Genomic DNA, 26,350 nt, shown 5'->3' with positions numbered 1-26,350 from the left:
CATGACTTTTCATGCAGAAGCGTCTCCCCTGCTGATCTCGGGCGTGAAGCCTGTCGGCTTCGGCAAGGGCGTGCCTCAGGAAGCCACGGACATTCTGATCGGCGGCGACGGAAAGATTGCCGGCGTCGGCCATTCGCTCCAGACGCCTGAAGGCGCCCGCCGCATCGATGCCAAGGGAGCCTATGTCTCGCCCGGCTGGGTCGATCTGCATGCCCATGTCTGGCATGGCGGCACCGACATCTCCATCAAGCCGCAGGTCTGCGGCATCGAGCGCGGCGTAACGACCATCGTGGACGCCGGATCCGCCGGTGAAGCCAATTTTCACGGCTTTCGCGAATACATCATCGAGCCGGCCAAGGAGCGCATCAAGGCCTTCCTCAACATCGGCTCGATCGGTCTCGTCGCCTGCAACCGCGTCAGCGAGCTGATCGACATGCGGTCGATCGATATCGACCGCACCATCGCCTGCGTCGAAGCCAATCGCGACATCATCATCGGCATCAAGGTGCGGGCGAGCGGCGTCATCGTCGGCGCATGGGGCATCACGCCCGTGAAGATCGCCAAGAAGGTGGCCAAGATCCTCAAGCTGCCGCTGATGGTGCATGTGGGCGAGCCGCCCCCGGTCTTCGACGAGGTTCTCGAGGTTCTGGGCCCCGGCGACGTGGTGACCCATTGCTTCAACGGCAAGGCCGCGGCGAACATCATGGAGGACGAGGATCTGTTCCAGCTGGCGCAACGCTGCGCCAGGGACGGCATCCGCCTCGATGTGGGTCATGGCGGCGCCTCCTTCTCGTTCAAGGTGGCCGAACTCGCCATCGAGCGCGGCCTCCTGCCCTTCTCGATTTCAACCGACCTGCACGCACGCTCCCTCGACAATCCCGTCTGGGACATGGGCACCACCATGTCGAAGCTGCTCTCGGTCGGCATGCCGTTCGAGGCCGTGATCGACGCCTCGACGCGGGCCCCGATGCAGGTGATCGGCCTTCCCACCGAGAACCTGCTTTCCCCCGGCACGCGGGCCGAGTTCACGGTGTTCGAGGTCAATGACAGCGATCTCCGGATCGTCGATTCCATGGGCTACAACGCGCATCTGTCGCGCCTGATCGAGCCCGTCTGGACCATCCTCGGCCAGGAGGCCATCAAGGCCAGCCGCTATACCCCGCCCCGGAAATCCGCCCTGGAGAGTTCCGCTTGCCCGCATTGCGGGTGGATCAGCGCCCGATGACGGAGCTTCCCGACGATACCGTGCTCAAGGTCTCGGACCTGCGCACTCACTTTGAACTCGGCAGCCGTGTCGCCAAGTCGGTCGATGGCGTGAGCTTCGACGTGAAGCGCGGGGAGACGGTCGCGGTCGTCGGTGAATCGGGCTCGGGGAAGTCCGTCACCAGCCTGTCGATCATGCGTCTTCTGTCGTCTCCAGGCCGGATCGTCGGCGGTAACATCCTCTACCGCACGAGCCAGGGCCAGGTGATCGACATCGCGACCCTGCCCGAGCGCAAAATGCGGGCGATCCGCGGCCGGGAGATCGCCATGATCTTCCAGGAGCCGATGACGAGCCTCAACCCGCTCTATACGGTCGGCGACCAGATCGTGGAGATGATCAGGCTGCACGAGCCTGTTTCGGCCGCCGAGGCACGCCAGCGCGCGAAACAGATGCTCGAACTCGTCGAGATCCCTGCGGCCGACCGCCGGCTCGACGAATATCCGCATCAGATGTCGGGCGGCATGCGCCAGCGCGTGATGATCGCGCTCGCCCTGTCCTGCAATCCCAACCTCCTGATCGCGGACGAGCCGACGACCGCTCTCGACGTGACCATCCAGGCGCAGATCCTCGATCTGCTCCGCAGGTTGCAGCGCGAGATCGGCATGAGCATCCTGTTCATCACGCACAATCTCGGCGTGGTGGCGGAGATCGCTCACGACGTGGTGGTCATGTATACCGGCCGCGTGGTCGAGAAGAGCCCGGTCGCCAGCCTCTTCGCTCATCAGAAGCATCCCTATACCCGTGGCCTTCTCTCCTGCATCCCGAACGCATCGCGGGATCGCAGTGCCACAGGCGAGCGGCTGCGTCTCAATCCCATTCCGGGCAATGTTCCCAGCGTCACCGCGCTTCCGCCGGGATGCAGCTTCGCCCCGCGCTGCTCCTATCGCATTCCGCATTGCGACGAGGCGCCGCCGCTGATGACGGCTGGCCCCTCCCATCTCAGCCGATGCTGGAGGCATGAGGCCCTATGAGCACAGAAACCCTCCTGAGCGTCCAGGGGCTGACCAAGCAGTTCCAGACCCGCAGCGGCACGGTCAAGGCCGTCGACGGCGTCAGCTTCGACGTGAAACGCGGGACCATCGTGGGCCTCGTCGGTGAATCCGGATCGGGCAAGACCACCGCCGGGCGCTGCACCCTTCGTCTCGTCGAGCCCAATGAAGGGCGGATCCTCTTCGACGGTGTCGATCTGCGCACATTGTCGGAACGAGAGATGAGAGCCTACCGCAGCCGGCTCCAGATCATTTTCCAGGATCCCTATTCGAGCCTCAATCCCCGCCTTCGGGTCGATCAGATCATCGGCGAAGCGCTCGATATCCATCGCCCCGTCAAGGGCAGCGCCCGGCGGGACCGCATCGCCGAACTTCTCCAGAGAGTGGGCCTCAATCCGGATGCGGCGCGTCGTTTCCCGCATGAATTCTCCGGCGGACAGCGGCAGCGCATCGGCATCGCACGAGCCCTGGCGGTGGAGCCCGATTTCATCGTGGCGGACGAGCCGGTCTCGGCGCTCGATGTCTCGGTGCAGGCTCAAGTGCTCAATCTGATCCAGGATCTGCAGCAGGATTTCGGCCTGACGATGCTCTTCATCGCCCACGACCTGTCGGTGGTGGAGTATCTCTGCGATGAAGTCGTCGTCATGTATCTCGGGCGTGTCATGGAGCGCGGGCCCAGCCGCGAGATCTACGCCATGCCGCGCCATCCCTATACGCAGGCTCTCCTTTCGGCGGCACCCTTGCCCGACCCGGAAGCGAGCCGCCAGCGGATCGTTTTGAAAGGCGATATTCCGAGCCCCCTCAATCCGCCATCCGGTTGCGTGTTCCGGACACGTTGCCGTTACGCCGTCGAGGCCTGTGCCGAGATCGTTCCTCCCCTGGAGGACATCGGCTCGGACCATCACGTCGCCTGCATTCGCCACGGCGACCCTGAAGTGATTTCTCAAGGACTGAAATTGTGAACGAAGTTCAATACCTGACGACGCCGAATCCTTATGAGCGCCTGAAGGAGTTGGGCATTGCGCTTCCCAAGCCTCCAAACCCGATTGCCAATTTCGTGACCCATGTTCAGGAAGGCAACCTTTTGTTCCTGTCGGGCCAGGGACCACAGGAGGCGGATGGCTCTCTCCATACGGGCAAGGTCGGCGTGGATGTCGATGCGGACAAGGCCTATGAGCATGCCAAGCTGACCGGCATCAATCTTCTGGCCGTCATGCAGGATGCCCTGGGCGACCTCTCCCGGGTGAAGCGCGTCGTGAAGCTGCTCGGCATGGTGAATGCGGCGCCCGATTTCGGCGAGCATCCCAAGGTGATCAACGGATGCTCCGATCTCATGATGGCGGTTTTCGGAGAGGCCGGTCGTCACGCCCGCTCCGCCGTCGGCTTCGGATCCCTCCCCAACAACATCACGGTCGAGATCGAAGCCATCGTCGCTATCGAGGAATGAGATCTTTCCTCATGCGTGGATCAGCGCCAGCCCAATGTCGTCTCGATCCTCTCGGCCGCCTCGCGGACAGCGTTGGTGTAGCGGTCACGATCCTGCACGACCCGATGCTCCGGAAGCACGATGGAAATCGTGGCAACGCATTCTCCGGAAGGCTGGCAGATCGGCGAAGCGATGCAGGCCACGGAGAAATCCGACTCGTTGATCTGGATCGAGAGGCGCTCGCGCAGGGCAGCCGCGGAAGCTTCGGACAGAGCTTCGGGATTCGTGTTGGCTCGCCCCGTAGGCGACACCTTCGAGGCGTGCCTGAAGACGTCCAGCCGTTCCTTGTCAGGAAGATGACCGAGAAGAAGGCGTCCCGAGGCCGTCCAGTTCAGCGGCACGCGCGAGCCGACCTTGGACGTGACCCGGAAATGACCGGGACCATCCGCCATGGCCATGACAACCATGTGGTCGCCGTCGCGCCCGCAGATCTGGATGGTTTCCTCCACCTCTCGGCACAGGTCCTGCATTTCGTGGGTCGCGATGTTGAGGAAATCGAGAGATTGGGCGTAAGCCAGGCCGTAATGATAGAGGCGAGGACCAAGCCAGACCGTTCCGTCGTTCCGCCTTTGCAGAAGCCGCTTCTCCACGAGGTCCTCGATGATCACATAGACCGTGGACAAAGGAGCGCCCACCGCCTTCGCCACCGCATAGGCACCGGCCGGCTTCATCTCCGTCTGCAGGAAGTCGAGAATCTGCAAGGCACGGTCGATCCCGCTGACGCGCGCGCCACGGCTGCGCTTCTCAGGACTGGCGTTCACGGCCTCGGAAAATTTGGTGTCCACTGGATCTTCCCCCGGATCTTCAGAAATTGCGGCCCACCGCTACGACTGGCAGCATCTCATCATGCGCTTCCTCAATAATGGAATATACGCCATTCCGGCAACATAAAACATAGAGACAAAGAGCCCCATGACACAGAAAGACATCCGGCCGGACCTTGGCCTTCGCCCCGTCATCAACGTATCCGGCACCATGACGTCGCTCGGAGCATCCATCGTCGTGCCCGAAGCGGTTGCCGCTGTCTCGGCGATCCTTCCGCAATTCGTCGAGATCGGCGACATGCAGAAGAAGGCCAGCCGTGTGATCGCGCGCCTCTGCGACACGGAAGCCGGTTTCGTGACAGCGTCCTGCTCAGCGGCCATCACGCTTGCGGTTGCGGGCGCCATGACCGGATGCAATCTCGCCGCGATTGAGCGACTTCCCGATACCGAGGGCCTGAAGAACGAAGTGCTGCTCATGACGGGACACATGGTCAGCTATGGCGCACCTGTCGAGCAGGGCATCCGTCTTGCCGGTGCGAAGGTCGTGCCCGTGGGCCAGGCCACCTCGGCCTATGGCTACCAGCTCAATGGAGCGATCAACGAGCGAACCGCCGCTGCGGTTTACGTCGTGTCGCACCACACCGTGCAGTACGGCCTGATCCCGCTCAAGGAATTCGTCGAGATCTGCCATGCACGCGGCGTGCCGGTGATCGTCGACGCAGCCTCGGAATACGACCTGAAGGGCTTCCTGGCCACCGGCGCCGACATCGCGCTCTATTCCTCCCATAAGTTCCTCGGAGGCCCGACCGGCGGCATCGTGGCCGGCCGCACCGAACTCGTGCGCGCCACCTACATGCAGAACATGGGCATCGGCCGCGGCATGAAGGTCGGCAAGGAAGGCATGCTCGGCACCATCGCGGCTCTCGAAGCCTGGGAGAAGCGCGATCATGCGGCTGTCCGCGAGCGTGAGACGCGGTATCTGGAGCTCTGGGAGCAGACGCTCTCCGGCCGCCCCGGCGTGACGCCGATCCGCGAGGCGGACCCGACCAACAATCCGCTCGATCGTCTCAAGGTCGCCATCGAGCCCAAGGGAGCCCACATCACGGCCTGGGATCTCGCCGATGCTCTCGCGTCCGGACGCACGCCGATCATCGTTCGCGACCACGAGGTCGAGCACGGCTATTTCTATCTCGACCCGTGCAACCTGCATCCGGGACAGGAAACCGTTGTCGCGGAACGGCTCGTCGAGGAACTGGAGAAGGCCCGGCAATCGAATGAAATCATTGCCACTCCGCTCGATAACCGGCGCAATCGGTCCTCTCAGGCGATCATGCGCTGGCCCGACTGATCGAGAAAACAAGGAGTGAGCTGGCGAGCCGGACCTGAAGAACGGATCGGCTCGCCACACTCAACGTCTCGCTGGATCACCGTCGCGGATTCAGGCGGCCTGACGGGTAAAATGGTCCGGCCCGACCTCGATGACGCGATCCTGAAGATGCTGGGCTCCTCTGCGGATGGCATCGACCTCACGCGGATCCAGTCTCGCGCCCGGATTGTCGAAGCGGATCTCGGGATTGGGCACGGCCGACAGGAGAAGGCGCGTATAGGGGTGTTGCGGATTGCTCAGCACCCGGTGAACATCCCCCCACTCGACGATCTGCCCCGCATACATCACGAGGATGTCCTCGGCGACATAGCGGGCGGTCGCCAGATCGTGGGTGATGTAGAGCAGCGCAACCCCGAGGTCCCGTTTCATCTCATTGAGCAGGTTCAGGACACCGAGCCGCACTGAAACGTCCAGCATCGATGTCGGCTCGTCGGCGACGATGACCTGAGCGCCCATGGCGAGGGTCCTGGCGATGTTGATGCGCTGTCGCTGCCCGCCGGAGAGTTCGTGCGGATGCTTGTGCGTGACGGCATCGGGATCGAGCTCCACGCGGCGCAAAAGGCTGGCGATCGTCTCGTCAACCGCCCTTCCCTTGAGATGCGGCTGGCCGAGCGCGAGCGGACGTCGGAGGATGAAGTCGACCGTATGTGCCGGGTTGAGCGACGCGAACGGATCCTGAAAGATCATCTGGATGGCGCGCCGGTATTCCTTGAGGCTGACGGCCCCCTTCTCATTCAGGTCCTTGCCGCGAAACAGGATCTTTCCGCCATCCGGCTGATACTCGCGCATGACGAGGCGGGCGCAGGTGGTCTTTCCGCTCCCGGATTCTCCGACCAGCGCCACGGTTCGTCCGGGATGCAGCGCAAAGGTGATGTCATGGGCGGCCCGCACGGCCTTGCCGCCAAGCCCGAAGCTTTTGCTCACCCGTTCAAGTGCGATGATCGGCTCCTGAACCATCATCCTGATGCCCTTTCCAGCTTGATCGGATCCCCGTGCAGTGTCGGGAACGAAGCCCAGAGCTGCTTCGTGTAGTCATGCTGCGGCCGGTGGAAGATCTGTTCGGACGCGCCCTGCTCGACCAAGTTCCCGCGCAGCATGATGCCGATCCGGTCGCAGAACTGCACCATCAGCCCGAGATCGTGGGTGATGAACAGAACCGAGAAGCCGCGGCTGCGGCGCAGCTCGTCGATCCGCTGCAGGATCTCACGCTGGACGACCACATCGAGCGCGGTCGTCGGCTCATCCATCACCACGAGCTTGGGATCGAGAGCCATGCAGATGGCAATGACGATGCGCTGGCGCATGCCGCCCGAGAATTGATGCGGGTAGTCGCGCATGCGCTCAGGCGGAATATCGACGAGCCTCAGCATCTCGGCCGCGCGCTCCCGCGACTGCGCCTTCGAGTACCCGCGATGCCGCTTCAGCAGGTCGTGAAACTGAGCTTCCACCCTCAGGACCGGATTGAGGGAATTCATGGCGCTCTGGAACACCATGGCGACCTTGTGCCAGCGGAACTCCTTGAGGGCCTTGTCGTCGAGGTCGAGGACATCCTGCCCCTCGAAGAGGATCCTGCCTTGCCGAATGAGAGCCGGCGGCTTGTGCAGGCGGTTGATCGCATAGGCGATCGTGCTCTTGCCGCAGCCGGACTCGCCGGCCAGTCCGAAGACCTCGCCTGGAGCGATATCGAAGCTGACATTGTCGACGGCCCGGAAATCGGTCTTCGCTCCGATGTAGTCGATGGTGAGATTCTGTACGGAGAGCAGAGGATTGGCGATCATAGACGGCCCTCCCTGCGACGCATCATCAAGGACCAGCGCGACAAGGTATTGCCCGTGCGCAGGCGCGGATTGGCGATCTCATCGACGGCAAAGTTCAGCAGCGACAGTCCCGCTCCCAAGGCGATCAGGGCGAAACAGGGGCTCAGGATGTCCCACCAGGCTCCCACCTGCAGCGCCGAGGCATTCTGAGCGTTGAACAGCATCATGCCCCAGGAGACGGTCTTGGGATCGCCAAGCCCCAGGAATTCAAGGGTGGCCTCCGTGATGACCGCGAAAATCACGCTGCCGACGAAGTTGATCCCGACGATGGAGATCACATTGGGAAAAATCTCGAACAGCATGATGCGCCAGGACGGCTCGCCCAGCATCTCGGCCGACTTCACGAAGTCCTTCTGCTTGACGGACAAGGTCTCCGCACGCGTGACCCGCGCGCCCCAGGCCCAGGACGTGACACCGAGGATCAGGGCTATCACCCAGGGGCTCGCCTGTCCGATGAAGGCCGCGAGAACGAGAAGAAGCGGCAGGTTCGGCACCACGAGCACCATGTTCGTCAGAAAGCTGATGACCTCGTCCGTGCGCCCTCCCCTGTATCCTGCCACGATCCCGAGGACGGTTCCGACGGCCGTGATCAGCAGGCCGGCACCGAAGCCGACCGCCAGCGAGGTACGGGCACCGTAAAGGAGACGTGAGAACACGTCCTGTCCGATGCGCGTCGTCCCGAGCCAATGGTCCCAGCTCGGCGGCTGGTGCGGGCGCCCGACGCGCCGGGTCGGATCGTACTCCGTCAGCCAGGGCGCCGCGATCGCCAGAGCGACGATGATCGCGACGATGACGAGGCCAACCAGAGCTTTCTTATTATGTCCAAAACTTCTCAGAACCGCCCCCATGTCAGGCCCTCCGCAACCGCGGATCCAGCAGGACATAGCTGACATCCACGATGAAATTGGCCGTGAGCATGGCAAGGGTCATGATCAGCAATTGTCCCTGGATCACGGGATAATCCCGGGCGAGGATCGCCTGATACAGGGTGTTGCCGAGCCCTGGATAGTTGAAGACGACTTCCGTGACGAGGGATCCGCCCAGCACGGTCCCGATGGCGATGGCGAGACTGCTCACCGTCGGCAGAAGCGCATTGCGCGCCGCATACCAGAACATCACGCGACTGTCCGACAAACCCTTCGCCCGGGCCATGACGATGTAATCCTCGCCCAGAAGATTGATCATGTTGTTGCGCATGGTCACCACGAACCCGCCCGTCAGCACGATGGACAGGGTCAGGACAGGAAGGATGCCATGCCGGACGATGCTGGACAGATATTGCCACGAGAAAGCGGGATCCAGTCCGGGGTCGGCCGCATAGCCGGTCGGAAACCATTTGAGCTCGAAGCCGAAGATATAAAGGGCGACCAGCGACAGAACCATGGCGGGCATCGATGTCGCCATGATGGCCCCGACGGAGAAGACGACGTCGAAGGTGCTCCCACGCCTCCAGGCTGCCATGATGCCGAGCACGGTGCCCAGAGTGAAGCTGATGAGTGTCGCGGTTCCCATCAGGCCGACGGTCCAGATCAGCGCGCGGCCCAGCAATTCCGTCACGGGCAGCGGGAAGTATTTGATGGATCGACCGAGATCGCCCGTGAAGACACTTTGCAGATAAGTCAGATATTGCTGCCAGAGAGGACCGTCGACAAACCCGAAGGTCAGCTTCAAGGCTTCGAGGTTCTCAACGGAGAGATCGCTCCCCGCGCTCGAAAACATGATCTCGATCGGATCACCGGGCATGAGCCTGGGCAGAAAGAAATTGACGGTCGCAGCGGCGACAAAGGCCGCAAGATAAAATCCCAGGCGCCTGAAAAGAAAAGCCATCGAAACCTCAAATTGGGGAAGCGGACAAGCCGCTTCCCCACTGCGCTAGAGCATCGGACCCAAAAGTGGATTTGCACTTTTGGGATCCATCCGATGCTCTCTTCTTTGATGTGCGCATCGTTCGGCGCGGAAAACCGGGGCCACTTTTCACTGGCGTGGCCCTTCGGGTCGCTGACGCGGCCCTCTGGGTCCGCACGATGCGCTAGATCACTTGACCGGCTTGAGCGCCAGGAGATGGAGCAACCGGGCCGGGTTCTGGCGCGAGATCGTCGGGTTGACGAAGGGGTTCTCGCCGCTCGCCCAGCCCGTGAAGCGCTTGGTGTTGTACTGATACCAAGTGGCGCTGTTATAGACAGGGAAGAACGGGAGATTTTCCGCCACGATCCGCTGCGCGCCGTTCATGATGGTCTTCTGCTGGGCCTGATCCGGCGTCTGCGCGAATTTCACGATCAGACCTTCGAGCTCATCGTTGAACCAGCGCTGCGCCGTGAAGCGCGTCTTGCCGGCATCGGCCTTGGTGAAGGCGCGCTGATACATGTAGTAAGGGGTGGCCGCGACCGGAATGCTGTTGATGGCAGCATCGAAGGAACCGCTGATCAGGTTCTGCGACCAGACGGCCTCCTCGGGCGTTCCCATGCTGGCATTGATGCCGGCTTCGCGCAGCCCTTCGATGGCGATCTGCACTGTGTCGATCCAGTCGCTCCAGGAGTTCGGCACGATGATATTGAAGGCGATCGGCGTGCCATCCGGGTTGTCGCGGAAGCCATCGCGGTTCTTGTCGACATATCCGGCCTTGTCGAGCAGCGCCTTGGCGCCATCGAGATCATAGGTCGTGTATTTTCCGAGCTCCGCCTTCACCTTCGGATCGGACCAGATCTTGTAGACTTCGCCGAAGGCGGTCGGGTCTTCGTTCAGCGTCGGGTAGCCATAGCCCGCCACGTCGACCATGGCCTTGCGGTCCAGGGTCATGCTGACCGCGCGGCGGAAGTTGAGATCCTTGAACGCCTTGCGATTGTTCTCGTTGGATGTCTCCTGATTGAGCAGGAACTCCACCATGCTGCCTGCCGCATACCAGTACTTGTGATGCTGCGGGTCCTTGGCGACGAAAGTCTTCTTCACGTCGGGCAGGAAGGCCACGCCCCAATCGAGCTGACCGCCGGCGGACGCCGCCAGGATCTGATTGTTGTCGGCGAGCTGTGGGAAGCGCATGCAGTCGATGGCAAGACGGGCCGCATCCCAGTAATGCGGGTTGCGGCATTGATCGTAGGTCTGCGGGGTGAAGCGCGTCACCTCGGTCATCGGGCCGCTGCCGACCGGGGTCTCGTTGGCGAAGGTGACAGGCTCCTTGATGTCCTTCCAGACATGCTCGGGCACGATCGGGAGTGCGATCAGGCGGTCGACCGCAAGCGCGCTCGGCTGGCGAAGCGTGAAGCGCACGGTCTGCTTGTCGACCTGCTCGACCCCGCTGATGAACTGCCAGATCGAGACGAAATCCAGCGCCGGATATTGCTTGATGTAATTGTAGGTGAAGACGACATCTGACGCCGTCAGCGGCTTCCCGTCGGACCATTTCAGGCCATCCCGCAGCTTGAACTCAATGCTCTTGAGATCCTCGGCGAGCTTGTAGCTCTCCGCAAGGCGGTAATTCGGCCTGTTGTCGTCGAAGCGGTTGAAGACGATCAGCGGCTCGTAGATGAAGTCGAGCGTGCTCTGCCGAGCCGATGTCTGATTGAACGGATTGAAGTTACGCACCCATGTCGTTGCAGGCTCGACATTGACCGTGAGCACGGTCTGGGCGGCGGCGGGCAGTGTCAGGGCACCCAGCATCGTCATTGCCAGGAGTGCTGAAGATCGTTTCATTGATTTTCCCTCTTTTTATTCAACTTATTACGCCCTGGACAGCTCTATTGCGGAAGACGGGCGAAGATGTCTTCGACCTCCGCATGAAGCTGCCGAACATCGACTTTGAGCGAACCGAGGCGCCGCTTTCCGGCCTCGATCCGTGCCAGGGATTCCGCCGAAAGCGGACGGGCGGCCCTCGCTGCCGCAAGGCTCTCCGCCGTTGTGCCATGGCTGTGCAGGGCAATGTCGCATCCGGCATCGAGCGTCTGGCGAACGCGCTCCGGCAACGGTCCGCGCAGCGATTCCATGAACAGGCAATCGGAGATGAGCACGCCCTGATAACCGAGTTCGCCCCGTATGACGTCGTTGCAGATGACGGGCGAGATCGAAGCCGGCCGTTCCTCGTCATAGGCTGCGTAAACCACGTGGGACACCATGGCCCAGGGCGTGTCGATGAGATCCAGAAACGGCTTGAAGTCCGTTGCCGCGAGGACAGCACGGCTTTCGCGTACTACCGGGCGCTCTTTATGACTGTCGGCCGTGGCGCGTCCGTGGCCGGGAATGTGCTTCATGATCGGCAGGTTGCCCACCTCGAGCAGGCTGTCGACGACGACACGACCGAGCGCGGCGACCCGCTCGGGATCCGGGCCGAACGAGCGTGCTCCGATCACGGCACTGGTGCTCTCGAAGACCAGATCGAGCACGGGCGAGCACCCGCTCGCCAGTCCAAGCTCCGTCATCATGGTCCCCATGGCGTGCGAGGAGAGGCGTAAGGCGTGCTTGGCGAGATCCATGTCATGGTCGGCAAGACGAGAGAAGTCGCGGAACGAGCGGAACGACGGCCATGGGCCGGCGTCGAGATGCTGCACGCGCCCACCCTCCTGATCGGTGAAGATCGGTGCATCGTCCCGTCCGACGGCATCACGGAATTGTGCCACCAGGGCCTTCACCTGATCCGGCGTCTTCAGGTTGCGGCGCCCCACGAAGAGGCCGTACGGATTTGTCTCACGAAACAACGCGACCTCGTCGGCATCGAGAACCGGGTTCGGAATGCCGACGAAAAGAGCAAGTGGGACGTTCTGGGACATCGGACTCTATGTGTTGGAGGTGAAGTGCTTCGCACGCGACAGCGTCTATGGAACGGCGGCCGGTTTGGGTGTTCTCAGCATGTTGGTGTAGATCCCCTTGCCTGAGGCCGGAATCTCAATCGCGCCGACGGTGTCGATGTAGAAGCGCGTAGGACCGGGATCGCCGATGATGGCATAGGCATAGCCCATGCTCTTCATGGTAAGCAGCGTACTGTGCAGCAATGCGGCGCCGATCCCTTTGCCCCGAGACGCCTCTGCGACCCCGGTGGGCCCGAAGAAGCCTCGCGCAATCGCATCGTAGCACGCAAATCCGACAAGCTCGTCCTTGCTCAAGGCGATGAGACAGGAGGACGGCTGATGTCCGATGGCGACGGCGGCTTCACTCGCCCAGTTCTGGCTGAAGTGCCGTTGGATCCAATCGACGACGATGTGTCGTTCAGGCGCAAGGACCGGCCGGATCGTCAGATCCGTTCGCTCGGTTGGCTGCCCGAGGCTTTCAAACCCTGGAGCATATAGACTGACAAGCAGGTCACCCATGCCTATTCCACAATTGCATCATATCTGTTTTTATAGTGTACTATTAGGATCAACTCCGCCCATTCCGTCAAGCACGTTCTCCACTGCATCAAGCGACCCGACGAGCCTTTAATGGATTTGTTCGGCAAGAGAGGGCGCACGCCCAGGCGCGTTGCAAACGCAGGTTTGGCGGCAGTCAAGGAGGAAGGCCGTCAGGTGCGGGACGATCGTCTTTGACGGCGGTCATCCGCAAGAATGGGTCATCGGAGCATTGTTCGACGCCAAGCACCCGGGCTTGCGGCAACGGAACGGGTAAAGACGCGTGTGAAATAACTCTGCTCGCCAAAGCCGCAGATGAGGGCGATGTCGACCAGAGCAAAGTTGAGGACAGCAGAAGGCTTTTGGGCTCCCGCAGGCGAATATGCGTCAGATACTGATGCAGACTCATTCCCGTCGAGCGGCGGAAGGCCTCGGCAAAGTAGCTCCGCGTGAGGCGGCATTCGCTTCACGAGCCTCATCCCGAGGAGACACGTATAAAATGCTCAGCGTCGCTCGATATCAACGCACCGTGATGATGGCCGCATCCGACCATGATCTGACGTCCGGCAAGTCGCTCGTAATACCGTAATAACAGCAAGGGTCACTTGTCTTGCACACTTTTACCATTCATCGTCAGCATGCTCCACGGGACGACAGAATCGTCCAAGCCTGTTTCAGGTTCTGCAAGATTTCACCTCGCAATCAGGGGATCACTTTGCGGCATCCCCTCAGCAACAGGACTGGCCATGCCCATCAAAGCGTCTCCCACTCCCGGTTCAACGCTCGTCAGCCCCACCGATCACGCGCTGATCCTCATCGATTTCCAGTCGCAGATGTCGTTTGCCACGAAGTCCATCGACGCGGTGAATTTGCGCAACAATGCTGCATTGATCGCTGAGGCTGCGGCGGGCTTCAAAGTTCCGACGATTCTGACGACGGTTGCGGAAAAGAGCTTCTCGGGACCGATGTTTTCCGAGATTACCGATGCTTTCCCGGATCAGAAGCTACTCGATCGCACATCGATGAACACCTGGGAGGATTCCGCTGTCATCGACGAGGTGAATCGAATCGGGAAGGACCGGTTGGTCTTCGCCGGACTTTGGACGTCCGTCTGCATCGTCGGGCCGACGCTCTCGGCGCTAGATCAGGGCTTTGAAGTCTATGTCGTCACCGATGCCTGCGGCGACGTTTCGACGGAAGCGCATGAGCGGGCGGTTGAGCGCATGATCCAGGCCGGCGTCAGGCCGATGACCGCGCTGCAATACCTGCTGGAACTGCAGCGCGACTGGGCCCGCGCCGAGACTTACGACATGACGACCGGCATCGCGAAGAAGTTCGGCGGCGCCTACGGGCTCGGCATCATCTACGCCAAGACCATGTTCGGCGCGAGCGAAGGAGCACACGGCTCCGCCTCATCGGTCGCGGCCGAATAATCTGCCATCCTGGCAGGTGCGGGAGATATAATCCGGACCTGCCCTGCAACTTCACCATCACCTCGTCTGCCTTGATCGGCAGAAACGGGTGTAAACCTGGTATGTCCATGACTCACAATCGTCGCACGATTGTCGCCGGGATTGGTGCATTCGGGGCTGGATTTGCTCTTCCCAAAGGCTTGGAGGCCCAGACGATGCCCACGTCCGCCGACCTGATCCTGTTCAACGGCAAGATCGCAACCCTTGATCGCCAGAAGCCCGAAGCATCGGCGGTGGCCATCCGGGATGGACGCTTCATGGCGATCGGAGACGAGAGCGAGGTGATGCCTCTCGCCAGCCCCGAAACGCAGCGCATCGATCTCAAGGGACGACGCGTAATCCCGGGGCTGATCGACAGCCACATGCACATCATCCGCGGCGGTCTCAACTACAACATGGAGCTGCGCTGGGATGGCGTCCGCTCCCTATCTCAGGCCATGCGGATGCTCAAGGAGCAGGTGGATCGCGCGCCGGCCCCGCAATGGGTGCGTGTGGTCGGCGGCTTCAGCGAGCATCAATTCGCCGAAAAACGCCTTCCGATTCTCGACGAAATCAACGCTGTCGCTCCCGACACACCCGTTTTCATCCTTCACCTGTATGACCGTGCCCTGCTGAACGCAGCCGCCCTGCGTGCTGTCGGCTATACCAAGGACACGCCGAACCCTCCCGGTGGCGAGATCCAAAGGGACGCTCAAGGCAACCCCACGGGCCTGCTGATCGCAAAGCCCAATGCCACGATCCTCTACGCCACCTTGGCGAAAGGCCCGAAGCTTCAACCGGAATACCAGAAGAACTCGTCGCGCCATTTCATGCGCGAGGTAAACCGGCTCGGCGTGACCGGCGTGATCGATGCCGGCGGCGGATTTCAGAATTATCCGGATGACTACACGATCATCGAGGAGCTGCATCGCGAAGGGCACCTGACGGTGCGCCTCGCCTATAACCTGTTCACCCAGAAGCCGAAGGAAGAACTGAAGGACTTCGATACCTGGGCGAAGCAGGTCAAGCCGGGCCATGGTGACGATCTCTATCGCCACAACGGCGCCGGCGAGATGCTGGTCTATTCCGCCGCTGATTTCGAGGACTTCAAGGTCGAGCGTCCCGACATGCAGCCATCCATGGAGGGAGACCTTGAACCGGTCGTCCGTCTCTTGGTCGAGAACCGCTGGCCATGGCGCCTGCACGCCACCTATAACGAAACGATCACTCGGGCCCTCGACGTGTTCGAGAAGGTGAACCGGGATATCCCCTTCGATGGCCTGCATTGGTTCTTCGACCACGCCGAGACCATCGACGACCGCAACATCGACCGCATCGCGGCTCTCGGCGGCGGCATTGCGGTCCAACACCGGATGGCGTTCCAGGGCGAGGACTTCGTGGAGCGCTATGGCGACAAGGCTGCAGAACGTACGCCGCCGATCCGCCGCATGCTGGAAGCAGGCGTTCCCGTAGGCGCGGGCACCGATGCCACCCGTGTGGCTTCCTACAACCCGTGGGTTTCCCTGTCCTGGCTCGTGACGGGAAAGACCCTCGGAGGGCTGACGCTCTATCCGGCTGCGAACCGTCTCGACCGGGAAAGCGCTCTGCACCTGTGGACAGAGGCCAACACCTGGTTCTCGAACGAAACCGGCAAGAAGGGACAGATCAAGGCGGGACAGCTGGCGGATCTGGCCGTCCTGTCCGACGACTATTTCTCGGTCCCGGAGGATGCGATCCAGGACATCACGTCCGTTCTCACTCTGCTCGGTGGAAAGCCGGTGCATGGCGATGCCGAGTTCAAGGATCTCGCGCCGTCCCTGCCCCCGCCGATGCCGGACTGGTCACCGGTGCGAACCTATGGCGGATATCAGAAACGGGCCGACAAGCCCGACGAACGCCGATATGCGTTTGCTGCGGCGGCGTGCGCCTGTGCCAATAGTTGCGGAGTGCATGGCCATTCCCATGCCAGTGCCTGGGGCGCCAATCTGCCAGCCTCCGACACCCGCTCCTTCTGGGGCGCTCTCGGCTGCTCCTGCTGGGCGTTCTGACATGACCGATATCCGGAGCACGGTCACCGAAGGAACACCTTCTCCCCCGCCTGGTACCTTTGCGCCACTGCAGCACCGTCTCTTCGCGGTGATCTGGATTGCCACGGTGCTCGGCAATGTCGGCACCTTCATGAGGGACGTGGCATCCGCCTGGCTTGTCACGGAGATCTCCGCCTCTCCGGCCTCGGTCGCGATGATCCAAGCCGCCGGAACCCTTCCGGTCTTTCTGCTGGCCATTCCAGCGGGCGTCCTGTCCGATATCCTAGACCGCCGCCGCTTTCTGATAGCCATCCAGGTCATGCTCGGAACGGTAAGCTCCCTTCTTGCCTTCCTCGCCTGGTCAGGAACGGTCTCTGTCGAGACCCTCATTGTCCTCACCTTCCTCGGCGGAGTGGGTGCGGCGCTGGCGACGCCCGCCTGGCAGGCCATCACGCCGGAACTCGTTCCGAGATCCGACCTCAAAGGTGCCGTCGCCCTCAACTCGCTGGGCATCAACATCGCCCGCTCCGTCGGTCCGGCCTTGGGAGGTTTTCTCCTCGCTGCACTTGGAGCAGCAACCGTCTACGGTCTTGACGTTCTCACCTATATCGTTGTCGGAGGAGCTCTGCTCTGGTGGCGGCGCGAAGCCGATGTGGATGACGGCCTGCGGGAGCAGTTCGGAGGAGCCCTGCGGGCAGGGTTGCGTTATGCCCGGGCCAGCCACGATCTCCACCGTATCCTGTGGCGGGCCGTGCTGTTCTTCGCCTTCGCCAGCGCCGTCTGGGCACTCCTTCCCATCGTCGCGCGCCAGGAGATCGGAGGAGGCCCGAGCTTCTACGGCCTGATGCTTGGCAGCGTCGGAGCCGGTGCCATCGCGGGCGCCATCCTGCTTCCGCGGGCCCGCGCCCGCCTCGGGCAGGATCGTCTCATCCTGCTGGCGTCGCTCGTGACGGCAGGCTCGACCGCCCTGCTCGCTCTGACGAATTCCGAGATCGTGGCAATCATCGCAACCTTCGTACTCGGGATCGCGTGGATCGCGATGCTGACCACGCTCAACAGCATCATGCAGGCCATCCTGCCGAACTGGATCCGGGGGCGCGGCCTGGCGATTTATCTCACCGCGTTCAACGGTGCCATGGCGGCGGGCAGTCTCGGCTGGGGTTTTCTCGCTCAGGAAATCGGCACGGACGCAACCCTGATTGCAGCCGGCATCGGCCTTGCCCTCACCGCAGCACTGGCCCACAGGGCTCCCCTGCCCAGCGGAGAGGGCGACCTGACGCCCTCATTGCACTGGCCGGAGCCGGCCATGGCAGAACCCGTCGCGCATGACCGGGGACCGGTCATGATCACGGTCACTTATCGCGTCTCGCAAACGGATCGTCCCGCCTTTCTCAGAGCCGTCGAGCGTATGTCCGAAGGGCGTCGCCGCGATGGCGCCTATGCCTGGGGCGTCTCAGAGGATGCGGCCGATCCCGAGCACATTGTCGAATGGTTCTTCATCGAATCCTGGGCCGAGCATATGCGTCAGCACAAGCGGGTCTCGAAGGCCGATGCAGATATCCAGGTCGCGGTCAGGCGATTTCACCAGGGAGCGGAGCCTCCCCTCGTCCAACACTTCCTGGCGCTCGACAAGCCAGGCCGGCAACAACGTTGAAGCAAGCAGAAGGAGAGCACCCCATGGGAATGATCACGACGAAAGACGGCACCAAGATCTTCTACAAGGACTGGGGATCCGGGCAGCCGATCCTTTTTTCGCACGGGTGGCCGCTCACGGCCGATGCCTGGGACGGTCAGATGCTGTTCTTCGGCCAACAGGGCTATCGCGTCGTCGCCCATGACCGCCGCAGCCATGGCCGCTCGGACCAGACCTGGGACGGCAACAACATGGACCGGTATGCGGATGACCTGGCCGAATTGATCGAGAAGCTCGATCTGAGAAACATCATCATGATCGGCCATTCCACCGGCGGCGGCGAGGTGGCGCACTACATCGGCCGCCACGGTACCGGACGCGTCGCGAAGGTCGTTCTCGTCGGTGCGGTGCCGCCGCTGATGCTGAAGACCGACGCCAACCCAGAAGGCACGCCGATCGGCGTCTTCGACGGCATCCGCAAGAATACAGCCGACGACCGATCGCAGTTCTTCAAGGACCTCAGCCTTCCATTCTATGGCTTCAACCGCGACGGCGCGAAGGTCAACGAAGGCTTGCGCGAGTCTTTCTGGCTTCAAGGCATGATGGCCGGCATCAAAGGCGCTTACGACTGCATCCACGAATTCTCGGAAGTCGACTACACCGAGGACCTGAAGAAGATCGACAAGCCGACCCTCTTCATCCATGGCGATGACGACCAGATCGTCCCGATCAAGGCTGCAGCGGAAAAGAGCGCGAAGATCGTCAAGGGTGCCCAGCTCAAGATCTATCCGGGCAGCTCGCATGGCTTGGCGCAAACCGAGGCGGATAGGTTCAACGCCGACGTCCTCGCGTTCATCAAAAGCTAGCGCATCGTGCGGAAAAGTGGATCCGGTTTTCCGCGCCGAACGATGCGCCGCTTATAGGAGGGAGCATCGGACCCAAAAGTGGAATCCACTTTTGGGTCCGATGCTCTAGCATGAAGGTCTTGCTCGGACTGCTCCTCGCCTTCGGTGTCGGAATCGTGTGCCGTCTTGCTGAATTGCCCCTTCCGGCACCTTTGGCTCTCACGGGAGCGGCCCTCGTTCTGGCCATGTCGGCCGACTACCAACTCGTGGATCGCCTCGCGCCCCAGCGCGAAAACTGCGGTGGACCCGATGGTCGCACACGAGCCGCACGCATCGCGTCGGAGCGGCAGGCGGATTGACACATGGTTGCGCTTCTTGCCGGATTGCTGATGGCCTTTGCCATTGGAGCCTTCTGCCGCTGGTTCGACATACCGTCCCCTGCCCCTCCTAGGGTAGTCGGAGCCCTGCTGGTGGTTGCGATGACCATCGGCTTCCTGCTTACCGGGCACGTCCTCGAGGTTCGGTGAGCACGCGGCATTGCACCTCCGATCGCAGGCGGATCATAAGGACGACGGGGTGGCGGGCTCAAGTGACGCCCTCTGGTCGCAGGGGAGCGGTCATGCTCTAATAGGCCAGTGGCCCGCCCTACCGAGCCGAGGAGCCAGGAGGCCGTCATGCGGCCAGATCTGCGCGCGGACGATCCGCCTCGCGAGGCAGAACCTTTCATCGGTATACCCGGTCGTCCCTTAGAAGGGGACCTCGTTGCTGCACTGATGCGTCGCCACGAGGTCGCGGCAGAGCGACTGATCGGGTGGCTGCGCATGGCGATCGGCATATGCGTCTTCGTGACAGTGATTGCTGCAGACCGGGTGCTGCTTCAATTGACAAGCGTGTCGCTCGACCTGTTCGAGCGGAATGCCTGGATTGCTTCGCTCGGCTTCCTGTTAGTCGGTGCGGCCAGCATCGTGCTTGCGGTGCCACAGCGCTGGCACCACGGGTTCGCCTACATGTTCATGATGCTGGATGTCGGGCTCGTGCTCATCATCACGTTTCTTGCCATTGGCGAGCGCGGGTTGCCCGGCAACGCCCTGCCGTCCGCCCCTATCGCCTGGGCGGCACCGCTGGTTCTGGCCGTTGGAGCCCTACGCTACGACGTCAAGGTCCAGCTCTGTGCCATTGCACTTCTGGCGCTCGGCCTGATGGGGATCGCCATCGCGCTGGACCATCGCCTGGTCCTGGACGCTGCCGCTGTGGAGGCGCCAGCGTGGCACAGGCTGTTTTCGATGCCGGTCAATGTGATGCGGTTCGAGCTGCTGCTCCTGGCCGGAGCAGCCACAGCCTTTGGCATCATCCGCTCGCGACGGCTCTTGTCCTCCGCAGTCAAGGATGCCATCGGGCGTGCCAGCCTCTCACGCTTCCTCCCGGCCGAGATCGCACCCCGGGTGGCGGCGGGCGACGTCGATCTACGCCGTGGTCGCCGCCAGAGGGCCGTCATCGTCTTTGTCGACATCCGAGACTCGACCGGGATGGCGGAAGGTATGGATCCGGAGCGCCTTTCGCAATTCTTCACCGCCTTCAGGACCCGGATCTTGGGCTGCGTGCGCAAGCACCACGGATTCGTCGACAAGTTCATCGGTGACGGAGCCCTGATTCTGTTCGGCGTCCCAGACGAGAACAGCGACGACGCGGCACGCGCTCTTGCTTTCGCACACGACCTCATACGGATCGTCGAGGCTTGGAATGCGGCTCGCGAACTGCCTCATACCGTGCGAATCGGGATCGGCATCCATGTCGGCGAGGTCTTTTGCGGCATTGTCGGCGACGAGGAACGGATGGAGTTCACGGTGCTTGGCGATGCGGTGAACGTCGCCTCGCGTCTCGAGCAAGCGACGAAGCGGTATGGAGAGATGATCCTGGCCTCCGGTGCCGCCGTCGAAGGCTCATCGGACCGCGCCGCCTGGCGGGAAATCGGTCGCGAGCCTCTCGCCGGACGCAAGGAACCCGTAGCGATCTTTGCCCCTGCGACTTCCATCATGACCGGAGATGGCGGCATTCCTGTCGGTCCTCTCGGTTCGCAAAGCCCAGCTTAGGCTGAAAGGCTCATGCAACCCATTGCCTGCATCGAGGAGAAGCGCTTATCGATGCGACATGCGGCATAATCCTTTTGTCAAATTTTCCTGCTCAACTGATCATCATTAACCGTTGACTTGGCAGAACCCGAGGAGAGTGGAATGACGCCGAAGCCGTGCATCGTGTTAGGCGCTCCGGTACAGGAGGGCGCCGGCAGGCTTGGCTGCGATATGGGCCCGAGCGCTTATCGGACCGCCGGCCTGATTACCGAACTGCACAACCTCGGCTATGTCGTGGAGGACCGAGGCAACATCGTGCCCCGGCCGCTCCGAGACCTGCAGCACCCGAACGTGGCTATCAAGTCCCTGCCGGAAACCGTCGCCTGGACCGAGGCCCTCGCCGAAGCGGCCTACCTTGCGAGCGGTGACGGCATGCCGATTTTCATCGGCGGCGATCACAGCCTCTCGGCCGGCTCGATGACTGGCCTAGCCCGTCGCGCGACGGAAGAGGGGCGCGAGTTCTTCGTTCTGTGGCTCGATTCGCATCCCGATTTCCATACCCTCGGCACGACGACAAGCGGCAACCTGCATGGCGTGCCGATGGCCTACGCAACGGGCCTTGATGGGTTCGAAGGCTACTTCCCCGCTCTTGCCGCTCCGATTAAGCCTCAAAACGTCTGTATGATGGGCATCCGTAGCGTCGATCCGGCAGAGCGCGCCGCGTTGAAGACGGCTGGTGTGACGATCCACGACATGAGGGCCATCGATGAGAACGGCATCGCTCCGTTGCTTGATTCCTTTCTCGCGCGTGTTGCGGCGGCAGATGGTGCGCTCCATGTGAGTTTCGACGTTGATTTCCTTGACCCTGGCATCGCGCCCGGCGTCGGGACCACCGTTCCTGGCGGCGCGACCTTCCGCGAGGCGCATCTCATCATGGAGATCCTTCACGATAGCGGCCTCGTCGGCAGCATCGACCTGGTCGAACTCAATCCCTTTCTCGATGAACGTGGGCGCACGGCCCTGCTTATGGTCGATCTTGTCGCGAGCCTGATGGGACGGCGCGTTCTCGACCGCCCCACCCAGAGCTACCGTTACACGCCCAAGGTCGGTTGAGCCAATCAAGGTCCGCTTGGTGCCACGGTGCAGCACTTTACCGTCCTGGCATGTGAATGGCTCGGAATGCGCTTATTGTAGAGATACGCGCCATCGCCTGTAGCGGCGCGGTCATGGTTTTTTCCAGCACCGCGACTGACATGCAGGATACCAAGGGCATCGGCCACTAGGATTCCTCCTAAACGAGCCGACGGTGGAACCGCGTGAAAACGAACCGCTGCCTGCCGCCCGACGGGGTCTGATGATCCTCCTCGAACGCTTCAAGCAGATCAAAGTCGGGACCGAGAAGGGCCGCAATGTCATCCTGGCCGGCCCGCAATACAGGCAAGCCGCTGCATCGCTCCGGCCCGCCCAAGGCGAAGCCCGAAATTATGACGAACCCGCCCATTTTCACGGAGTGGCGAAGCGCTTCCGCATAGGCAGCGCGATCTCCCGACTCCGTCAGGAAATGCAGCACCGCCCGGTCATGCCAGAGGTCGACCACGAGATCGGGCTCCCATGTGGTGATGTCGGCAACGATGAAGCGAACACTGCGCCCGTCGCCGCCGAGGCGCACCTTGAGCCTTTCGAGGGCTGCGGCTGATACATCGAGTAAGACAACATTGTTGAGTCCTTCGGCGAGAAGGACATCAGGGAGGTGAGAGACCCCGGCCCCGACATCCAGGATGCATGCATCCTTCCGGAGGTTGCAGGCATGGATCAGGCGCAGTGAGGTCTCTGGTCTTGGCTGGAACCAGCTGACCTCATTCTCCACCTTCGTCGTGAAGACCTTGTCCCAGTGCTCGCTCCGTGCGCCGGTCATCACCGCCTCCCGGGGTATGCGTTCGAAACGATGACAGCGGCGACCATGACTTTCCAAGCTCCGGCTATGGTAAGCACCAATGAGATCAATCCCTCACAATGGCTCTCGTGGACGGCTCTCTTGGACCCGCCCGTTCGACGCCAATTTAGGACACATCCCCGCCCGAATGAGGGCTGACCGGGATCGGCACGGCGTAAAGCTCCAGGCGATGACTAACGAGCCGATATCCGAGCTGTCTCGCGATCTCTTCCTGTAACCTCTCAATCTCGGCGTTCCGGAACTCGATGACGGCGCCGGTTTCAAGATCGATCAGATGGTCGTGGTGCTTCTTCGACGCCCATTCATAGCGGGCATGACCATCACGGAACTCACGCCGCTCCAGAATACCCTCTGCCTCCAAACGTTTGACCGTGCGGTATATGGTGGCGAGCGCGACATGCGGGCACTGGGCGACGACACGGCGATGCAGTTCGAAGACGTCCGGATGGTCTTGAGCCTCCGAGAGAACCTGGGCAATCAAGCGGCGCTGGCCTGTCAGCCGCATTCCCTTCGCCCGGCACTGTGCCTCGATGCGGTTCGTCTGCAGCACGACGGCGATCCCATGAGCGCCTCGAGCACTTGCACGGGACCTGCTGACACTGTTCCCCCTGTCGCTCGGGTTTCGATGATCAGACTGCTTCGTCTCGCGAGCGGCCATGGCCATTCCTCGCTTGCTAGACCTTCACCAATACGGCAGTGGCATACATCAACGACAGACCGGCCACGAGTCCGCCAATGGCGGTGACCGGAACCGACCCGCTCTTCCATCGGTCGTCCAGGCGGTAGAGATAGGCGCCGACTTCTACGATGACCTGAAGGATGGCCCCGGCCCCAATCGCCAGCGCGAGCGCCGCCCAGAGCGGGCTGTAGGCAAGGCTACCGAGCCACATTCCCAGGATGGCCGGAGCGCCCGCCAACAGCGCCAGGCCGACGAAGGCTGACAGAGGCGGCGGCTCCTTCACAAGGGGCACCGCGATTCCGATGCCTTCGGTAACGTTATGAAGGGTAAAACCAAGCACGAGAAAGATCCCCAATCCTGCCGCCCCGGCCGCGAAGGCGGCGCCGATGGCGAGCCCCTCGCCGAGGTTGTGCAGGCCAATGCCGATGGCGATGTATGTCGCCAGCGCCAGCCCGGTGGGAGCACCACGGCGTCGGCCGATGACCCAAAGCAGAAGGAAACTGATCAGGGCCGCGAGGACCACCATCACAGGCCCCTGGAAAGCGGCTGCGGCCTCGCCTGCCAATTCGAGCGCATCCTCAAGCGAGTCGGCGAACAGGAAGGCGAGCAGGCCGATCGTGAGGGCGAGCAGAAAGCCCATGCCCTGCGATCCGACTCCGCGCAATGCCGGGTAGAACATCAGCCCGATGGCGACTGGGACGATACCGACAAAAGCTCCCAGCATTGCCTGCGGCACAAGCTGACTCGACTGAAACTCCGGCGTCCGCACCGCCACCGGGACCTCATGATCGAATGTGGTTCCCGTCTTCGTCACGACCCGAACCACGTGTGCGTCGCCAAGGGTCCAGGGGAAAGGGACGTGAATCCATGCGGTGGCGAGCCTGGGGAGGTCACCAGGGGGGGCCTGGGTGAAGGTCCAGTACGCATCATCGACCTGGACCTGCGCGATGGTCATAGGCTCGGAGCCGCCCGCCCGCACGAGAAGGTGGATGCCGGTGTTATCGAGGATACGACGCTCGAACGTCAACCGTTCGACGGGCGGTGCGCCGTTATTGAAGGCGCGCAACGGATCTGACAGCACAAGCCATGAAGCCGCGAGCCCCAGCAGGACCAAGGGCAAGGCGATCCACAACACGATGGCGTATCCCGGTCGCGCTCTGGACGCACCTGGGGCACCAACAGTTTCCGGACCCGCGATATCGTTCATGCGGCAGCCTCCACCACATCGAACATGCCCATCCAGCCGAGCTCGGTGAACTCTGACTGGTGAGCGTGAAACATGTACAAGCCGGTCTCATGGTCTCGGTAGGCGAACTCCACGATACCGCGCTGGGCCTGGCATTGCATGACCGTGTCGACAGTGCGCAATGTCGGCGTCAGGGTCGTACCGTGGTCGTAATAATCGAAGAAGTTGCCGTGCAGATGAAGCGAGTTGATCGGATCGAACTCGACTACGTTGACGAGGTAGATCCGTACCGGCTTGCCGCGAACGACGGTGATCGGGTGCTTGGCATAATGATGCGCAACTGTGTTGACGGCATAGACCTCGTTCTCGCCATCGAAGTTGGTGTCGAAGGCGTTCATCACCATGACGAACTCCTGCCAACCTTGGTTCTCTGGTGTGCCGAGAAGGCGTGAACGGGCAACTTCAGCCAGTTCGGGATGACGGGTCGGGTCGGGATCGATGACGAAGGCGCCGTACATGCCCTTGTGGATGTGCCGCTTCAACGGCAGCGAGTGGCAGTGATAGAGGTGGCAGCCGAAGGGAAGCGCATCGAACTCATACGTGAATTCCTCGCCGGGACCGATCTCGCCCGCACCAGGAATTCCGTCCATCCGTGCCGAATGGATGCCATGGAAATGGATGGAGTGGCGATGTGACCCGTTGTTGTGGAAGACAATGCGAACGCGGTCGCCTTCGGTGACGCGGAGGCTCGGGCCAGGTACCCGGCCATTGTAAGTCCAGGCTGGGAAAAGAATGCCCGGCGCGATCTCGATCTCCTTGTCCTCGCCGATGATCTCAAAGGTGCGGAGCGTGCGGCCGTCCGGCAGCGCCGAGACAATTCCGGTATCCCAGTCGGTCAGGAGCGATGAGGGGTCGAAGCCATTGCGGGTGGCATCGACATCGCCGACGGTGATCATGTTGCCATGGGCACTGTGAGAGCCATCCGGTGTTGCGTCTGTCGTCACAACAGAGTGGTCACCATGGTTCTCGTGCGATGTTCGACTGCCTGCGGCAATGCTGCCAAGCATCGAGCCACTCGCAGCGGCTGCACCGCCCCAAAGGAGGCTACGTCGACTGAGAGACTCCCGAAGCCAGGCGCGCATGGCTGCTCAGCCTTTTTGCTTTTGCAAAGCATTTGCAATTATAGCTCAATTTTTGGCCTGATTCAATCCGTTTGGCGATGCCTCAACCAGGGATAATGACTGGCGCGTCATGCGGAGCCGAGGCGTAGGCGCTGAATCCCCTGCTCTACAAAGGATTTGCATAGGTCGGGCAGGCAGTCCCAAAGGGCTTGCTTTGGTTTCGAGCGCCGTCTTAACCTTTGCGCCCGATTATCGCGACCCTATGACGGGTATTCGATTTCGAGAGCTTCCAAATTCTAGTGTATCGTTGATACGGAAAACCGGGTCCACCTTTCTGCACGGTGCGCTAGGAAAAGATACACACCC

The 26,350-nt window shown here is 61.9% G+C and carries 25 protein-coding genes; 13 read left to right on the top strand and 12 right to left on the bottom strand.

Features of this window, described 5'->3' with window-relative positions:
* The first annotated feature begins 1 nt into the window (after nt 1).
* Genes JO965_RS11955 through JO965_RS11940 form a run of 4 tightly spaced genes read left to right on the top strand, consistent with a single transcriptional unit; the run spans nt 2 to nt 3,700 of the window.
* Nucleotides 2-1,225 (top strand): amidohydrolase/deacetylase family metallohydrolase, encoded by a 1,224-nt coding sequence (locus JO965_RS11955; protein ID WP_203443820.1) that lies wholly within the window; start codon nt 2-4, stop codon nt 1,223-1,225.
* Nucleotides 1,222-2,235 carry an ABC transporter ATP-binding protein gene (locus JO965_RS11950; RefSeq protein WP_203443819.1) on the top strand — a complete coding sequence of 338 codons (1,014 nt, stop codon included), beginning with the start codon at nt 1,222-1,224 and terminating at the stop codon, nt 2,233-2,235. Before JO965_RS11955 ends, JO965_RS11950 begins: the two co-directional genes overlap by 4 nt.
* Nucleotides 2,232-3,215 carry an ABC transporter ATP-binding protein gene (locus tag JO965_RS11945; protein ID WP_203443818.1) on the top strand — a complete coding sequence of 328 codons (984 nt, stop codon included), beginning with the start codon at nt 2,232-2,234 and terminating at the stop codon, nt 3,213-3,215. The genes JO965_RS11950 and JO965_RS11945 overlap by 4 nt, the downstream gene beginning before the upstream one ends.
* On the top strand, nt 3,212-3,700 hold the full coding sequence (locus tag JO965_RS11940) for a RidA family protein (protein WP_203443817.1): 489 nt from the start codon (nt 3,212-3,214) through the stop codon (nt 3,698-3,700). The genes JO965_RS11945 and JO965_RS11940 overlap by 4 nt, the downstream gene beginning before the upstream one ends.
* A gap of 20 nt (nt 3,701-3,720) precedes the next feature.
* Here JO965_RS11940 and JO965_RS11935 read toward each other — a convergent pair whose 3' ends face one another.
* On the bottom strand, nt 3,721-4,524 hold the full coding sequence (locus tag JO965_RS11935; protein WP_203443816.1) for an IclR family transcriptional regulator: 804 nt from the start codon (nt 4,522-4,524) through the stop codon (nt 3,721-3,723).
* A gap of 127 nt (nt 4,525-4,651) precedes the next feature.
* Here JO965_RS11935 and JO965_RS11930 point away from each other — a divergent pair, with 127 nt between their 5' ends.
* Nucleotides 4,652-5,851 carry an aminotransferase class V-fold PLP-dependent enzyme gene (locus tag JO965_RS11930; RefSeq protein ID WP_203443815.1) on the top strand — a complete coding sequence of 400 codons (1,200 nt, stop codon included), beginning with the start codon at nt 4,652-4,654 and terminating at the stop codon, nt 5,849-5,851.
* Nucleotides 5,852-5,941: 90 nt separating this feature from the next.
* Here JO965_RS11930 and JO965_RS11925 read toward each other — a convergent pair whose 3' ends face one another.
* The 7 genes from JO965_RS11925 to JO965_RS11895 all read right to left on the bottom strand — a co-directional run bounded on the left by JO965_RS11925 (nt 5,942) and on the right by JO965_RS11895 (nt 13,001).
* A complete protein-coding gene (locus tag JO965_RS11925) occupies nt 5,942-6,850 on the bottom strand; it encodes an ABC transporter ATP-binding protein (protein ID WP_203443814.1) in 909 nt (302 codons plus the stop codon).
* A complete protein-coding gene (locus JO965_RS11920; RefSeq protein ID WP_203444159.1) occupies nt 6,847-7,665 on the bottom strand; it encodes an ABC transporter ATP-binding protein in 819 nt (272 codons plus the stop codon). The genes JO965_RS11925 and JO965_RS11920 overlap by 4 nt, the downstream gene beginning before the upstream one ends.
* On the bottom strand, nt 7,665-8,555 hold the full coding sequence (locus JO965_RS11915; RefSeq protein WP_371826857.1) for an ABC transporter permease: 891 nt from the start codon (nt 8,553-8,555) through the stop codon (nt 7,665-7,667). Before JO965_RS11915 ends, JO965_RS11920 begins: the two co-directional genes overlap by 1 nt.
* A gap of 1 nt (nt 8,556) precedes the next feature.
* Complete coding sequence (locus JO965_RS11910; protein WP_203443813.1) at nt 8,557-9,534, bottom strand: ABC transporter permease; 978 nt, start codon at nt 9,532-9,534, stop codon at nt 8,557-8,559.
* Nucleotides 9,535-9,741: 207 nt separating this feature from the next.
* Entirely contained in the window at nt 9,742-11,394 is a 1,653-nt protein-coding gene (locus JO965_RS11905) for an ABC transporter substrate-binding protein (RefSeq protein ID WP_371826856.1), read from the bottom strand.
* Between the two features lie 44 nt (nt 11,395-11,438).
* Nucleotides 11,439-12,464 (bottom strand): glycoside hydrolase family 3 N-terminal domain-containing protein, encoded by a 1,026-nt coding sequence (locus JO965_RS11900; protein WP_203443812.1) that lies wholly within the window; start codon nt 12,462-12,464, stop codon nt 11,439-11,441.
* A 45-nt stretch (nt 12,465-12,509) separates the two neighbouring features.
* A complete protein-coding gene (locus JO965_RS11895) occupies nt 12,510-13,001 on the bottom strand; it encodes a GNAT family N-acetyltransferase (protein ID WP_203443811.1) in 492 nt (163 codons plus the stop codon).
* A 770-nt stretch (nt 13,002-13,771) separates the two neighbouring features.
* On the opposite strand from JO965_RS11895, the gene JO965_RS11890 reads away from it, so the two are divergent.
* From JO965_RS11890 to rocF, 8 genes are all read left to right on the top strand, one after another.
* Nucleotides 13,772-14,452, top strand: coding sequence for a hydrolase (locus JO965_RS11890; protein ID WP_203444156.1), 681 nt, complete (start codon nt 13,772-13,774; stop codon nt 14,450-14,452).
* Between the two features lie 194 nt (nt 14,453-14,646).
* Entirely contained in the window at nt 14,647-16,518 is a 1,872-nt protein-coding gene (locus tag JO965_RS11885; RefSeq protein ID WP_246776829.1) for an amidohydrolase, read from the top strand.
* 1 nt (nt 16,519) lies between these two features.
* The gene (locus JO965_RS11880) at nt 16,520-18,151 is read left to right on the top strand and encodes an MFS transporter (protein WP_203443809.1); all 1,632 of its coding nucleotides are present in this window, start codon (nt 16,520-16,522) and stop codon (nt 18,149-18,151) included.
* A 23-nt stretch (nt 18,152-18,174) separates the two neighbouring features.
* Nucleotides 18,175-18,996, top strand: coding sequence for an alpha/beta fold hydrolase (locus tag JO965_RS11875; RefSeq protein ID WP_203443808.1), 822 nt, complete (start codon nt 18,175-18,177; stop codon nt 18,994-18,996).
* Nucleotides 18,997-19,106: 110 nt separating this feature from the next.
* Complete coding sequence (locus JO965_RS11870) at nt 19,107-19,334, top strand: XapX domain-containing protein (RefSeq protein WP_203443807.1); 228 nt, start codon at nt 19,107-19,109, stop codon at nt 19,332-19,334.
* A 3-nt stretch (nt 19,335-19,337) separates the two neighbouring features.
* Entirely contained in the window at nt 19,338-19,502 is a 165-nt protein-coding gene (locus JO965_RS11865) for a DUF1427 family protein (protein WP_203443806.1), read from the top strand.
* Between the two features lie 147 nt (nt 19,503-19,649).
* The gene (locus JO965_RS11860; RefSeq protein WP_203443805.1) at nt 19,650-21,065 is read left to right on the top strand and encodes an adenylate/guanylate cyclase domain-containing protein; all 1,416 of its coding nucleotides are present in this window, start codon (nt 19,650-19,652) and stop codon (nt 21,063-21,065) included.
* Nucleotides 21,066-21,206: 141 nt separating this feature from the next.
* Nucleotides 21,207-22,157: an arginase gene (gene rocF, locus JO965_RS11855; protein WP_203443804.1), complete on the top strand. Its 951-nt coding sequence runs from the start codon at nt 21,207-21,209 to the stop codon at nt 22,155-22,157.
* A gap of 178 nt (nt 22,158-22,335) precedes the next feature.
* On the opposite strand, the gene JO965_RS11850 is transcribed toward rocF, so the two are convergent.
* From JO965_RS11850 to JO965_RS11835, 4 genes are all read right to left on the bottom strand, one after another.
* On the bottom strand, nt 22,336-22,959 hold the full coding sequence (locus JO965_RS11850; RefSeq protein WP_203443803.1) for a class I SAM-dependent methyltransferase: 624 nt from the start codon (nt 22,957-22,959) through the stop codon (nt 22,336-22,338).
* Between the two features lie 145 nt (nt 22,960-23,104).
* Entirely contained in the window at nt 23,105-23,503 is a 399-nt protein-coding gene (locus JO965_RS11845; protein WP_246776876.1) for a Fur family transcriptional regulator, read from the bottom strand.
* A 169-nt stretch (nt 23,504-23,672) separates the two neighbouring features.
* On the bottom strand, nt 23,673-24,884 hold the full coding sequence (locus tag JO965_RS11840; protein ID WP_203443801.1) for a metal transporter: 1,212 nt from the start codon (nt 24,882-24,884) through the stop codon (nt 23,673-23,675).
* Nucleotides 24,881-26,005, bottom strand: a complete 1,125-nt coding sequence (locus JO965_RS11835) for a multicopper oxidase domain-containing protein (RefSeq protein ID WP_203443800.1) — start codon at nt 26,003-26,005, stop codon at nt 24,881-24,883. The genes JO965_RS11840 and JO965_RS11835 overlap by 4 nt, the downstream gene beginning before the upstream one ends.
* Nucleotides 26,006-26,350: the final 345 nt, after the last annotated feature.

The sequence above is a fragment of the Microvirga sp. VF16 genome, assembly GCF_016864375.1.
Lineage (GTDB): Bacteria > Pseudomonadota > Alphaproteobacteria > Rhizobiales > Beijerinckiaceae > Microvirga.
Note: the sequence above shows the minus strand (reverse complement) of the source record. Positions and strands in the feature narration are given on the sequence as shown.

What these genes read in the sequence shown, in the direction of transcription:
- JO965_RS11955 (WP_203443820.1), top strand. Translation starts at nt 2, where the DNA reads ATGACTTTTCATGCAGAAGCGTCTCCCCTGCTGATCTCGGGCGTGAAG.
- JO965_RS11950 (WP_203443819.1), top strand. Translation starts at nt 1,222, where the DNA reads ATGACGGAGCTTCCCGACGATACCGTGCTCAAGGTCTCGGACCTGCGC.
- JO965_RS11945 (WP_203443818.1), top strand. Translation starts at nt 2,232, where the DNA reads ATGAGCACAGAAACCCTCCTGAGCGTCCAGGGGCTGACCAAGCAGTTC.
- JO965_RS11930 (WP_203443815.1), top strand. Translation starts at nt 4,652, where the DNA reads ATGACACAGAAAGACATCCGGCCGGACCTTGGCCTTCGCCCCGTCATC.
- JO965_RS11925 (WP_203443814.1), bottom strand. Translation starts at nt 6,850, where the DNA reads ATGATGGTTCAGGAGCCGATCATCGCACTTGAACGGGTGAGCAAAAGC.
- JO965_RS11915 (WP_371826857.1), bottom strand. Translation starts at nt 8,555, where the DNA reads ATGGGGGCGGTTCTGAGAAGTTTTGGACATAATAAGAAAGCTCTGGTT.
- JO965_RS11910 (WP_203443813.1), bottom strand. Translation starts at nt 9,534, where the DNA reads ATGGCTTTTCTTTTCAGGCGCCTGGGATTTTATCTTGCGGCCTTTGTC.
- JO965_RS11905 (WP_371826856.1), bottom strand. Translation starts at nt 11,394, where the DNA reads ATGAAACGATCTTCAGCACTCCTGGCAATGACGATGCTGGGTGCCCTG.
- JO965_RS11900 (WP_203443812.1), bottom strand. Translation starts at nt 12,464, where the DNA reads ATGTCCCAGAACGTCCCACTTGCTCTTTTCGTCGGCATTCCGAACCCG.
- JO965_RS11895 (WP_203443811.1), bottom strand. Translation starts at nt 13,001, where the DNA reads ATGGGTGACCTGCTTGTCAGTCTATATGCTCCAGGGTTTGAAAGCCTC.
- JO965_RS11885 (WP_246776829.1), top strand. Translation starts at nt 14,647, where the DNA reads ATGCCCACGTCCGCCGACCTGATCCTGTTCAACGGCAAGATCGCAACC.
- JO965_RS11880 (WP_203443809.1), top strand. Translation starts at nt 16,520, where the DNA reads ATGACCGATATCCGGAGCACGGTCACCGAAGGAACACCTTCTCCCCCG.
- JO965_RS11875 (WP_203443808.1), top strand. Translation starts at nt 18,175, where the DNA reads ATGGGAATGATCACGACGAAAGACGGCACCAAGATCTTCTACAAGGAC.
- JO965_RS11870 (WP_203443807.1), top strand. Translation starts at nt 19,107, where the DNA reads ATGAAGGTCTTGCTCGGACTGCTCCTCGCCTTCGGTGTCGGAATCGTG.
- JO965_RS11865 (WP_203443806.1), top strand. Translation starts at nt 19,338, where the DNA reads ATGGTTGCGCTTCTTGCCGGATTGCTGATGGCCTTTGCCATTGGAGCC.
- JO965_RS11860 (WP_203443805.1), top strand. Translation starts at nt 19,650, where the DNA reads ATGCGGCCAGATCTGCGCGCGGACGATCCGCCTCGCGAGGCAGAACCT.
- rocF (WP_203443804.1), top strand. Translation starts at nt 21,207, where the DNA reads ATGACGCCGAAGCCGTGCATCGTGTTAGGCGCTCCGGTACAGGAGGGC.
- JO965_RS11850 (WP_203443803.1), bottom strand. Translation starts at nt 22,959, where the DNA reads ATGACCGGCGCACGGAGCGAGCACTGGGACAAGGTCTTCACGACGAAG.
- JO965_RS11845 (WP_246776876.1), bottom strand. Translation starts at nt 23,503, where the DNA reads ATGCGGCTGACAGGCCAGCGCCGCTTGATTGCCCAGGTTCTCTCGGAG.
- JO965_RS11840 (WP_203443801.1), bottom strand. Translation starts at nt 24,884, where the DNA reads ATGAACGATATCGCGGGTCCGGAAACTGTTGGTGCCCCAGGTGCGTCC.
- JO965_RS11835 (WP_203443800.1), bottom strand. Translation starts at nt 26,005, where the DNA reads ATGCGCGCCTGGCTTCGGGAGTCTCTCAGTCGACGTAGCCTCCTTTGG.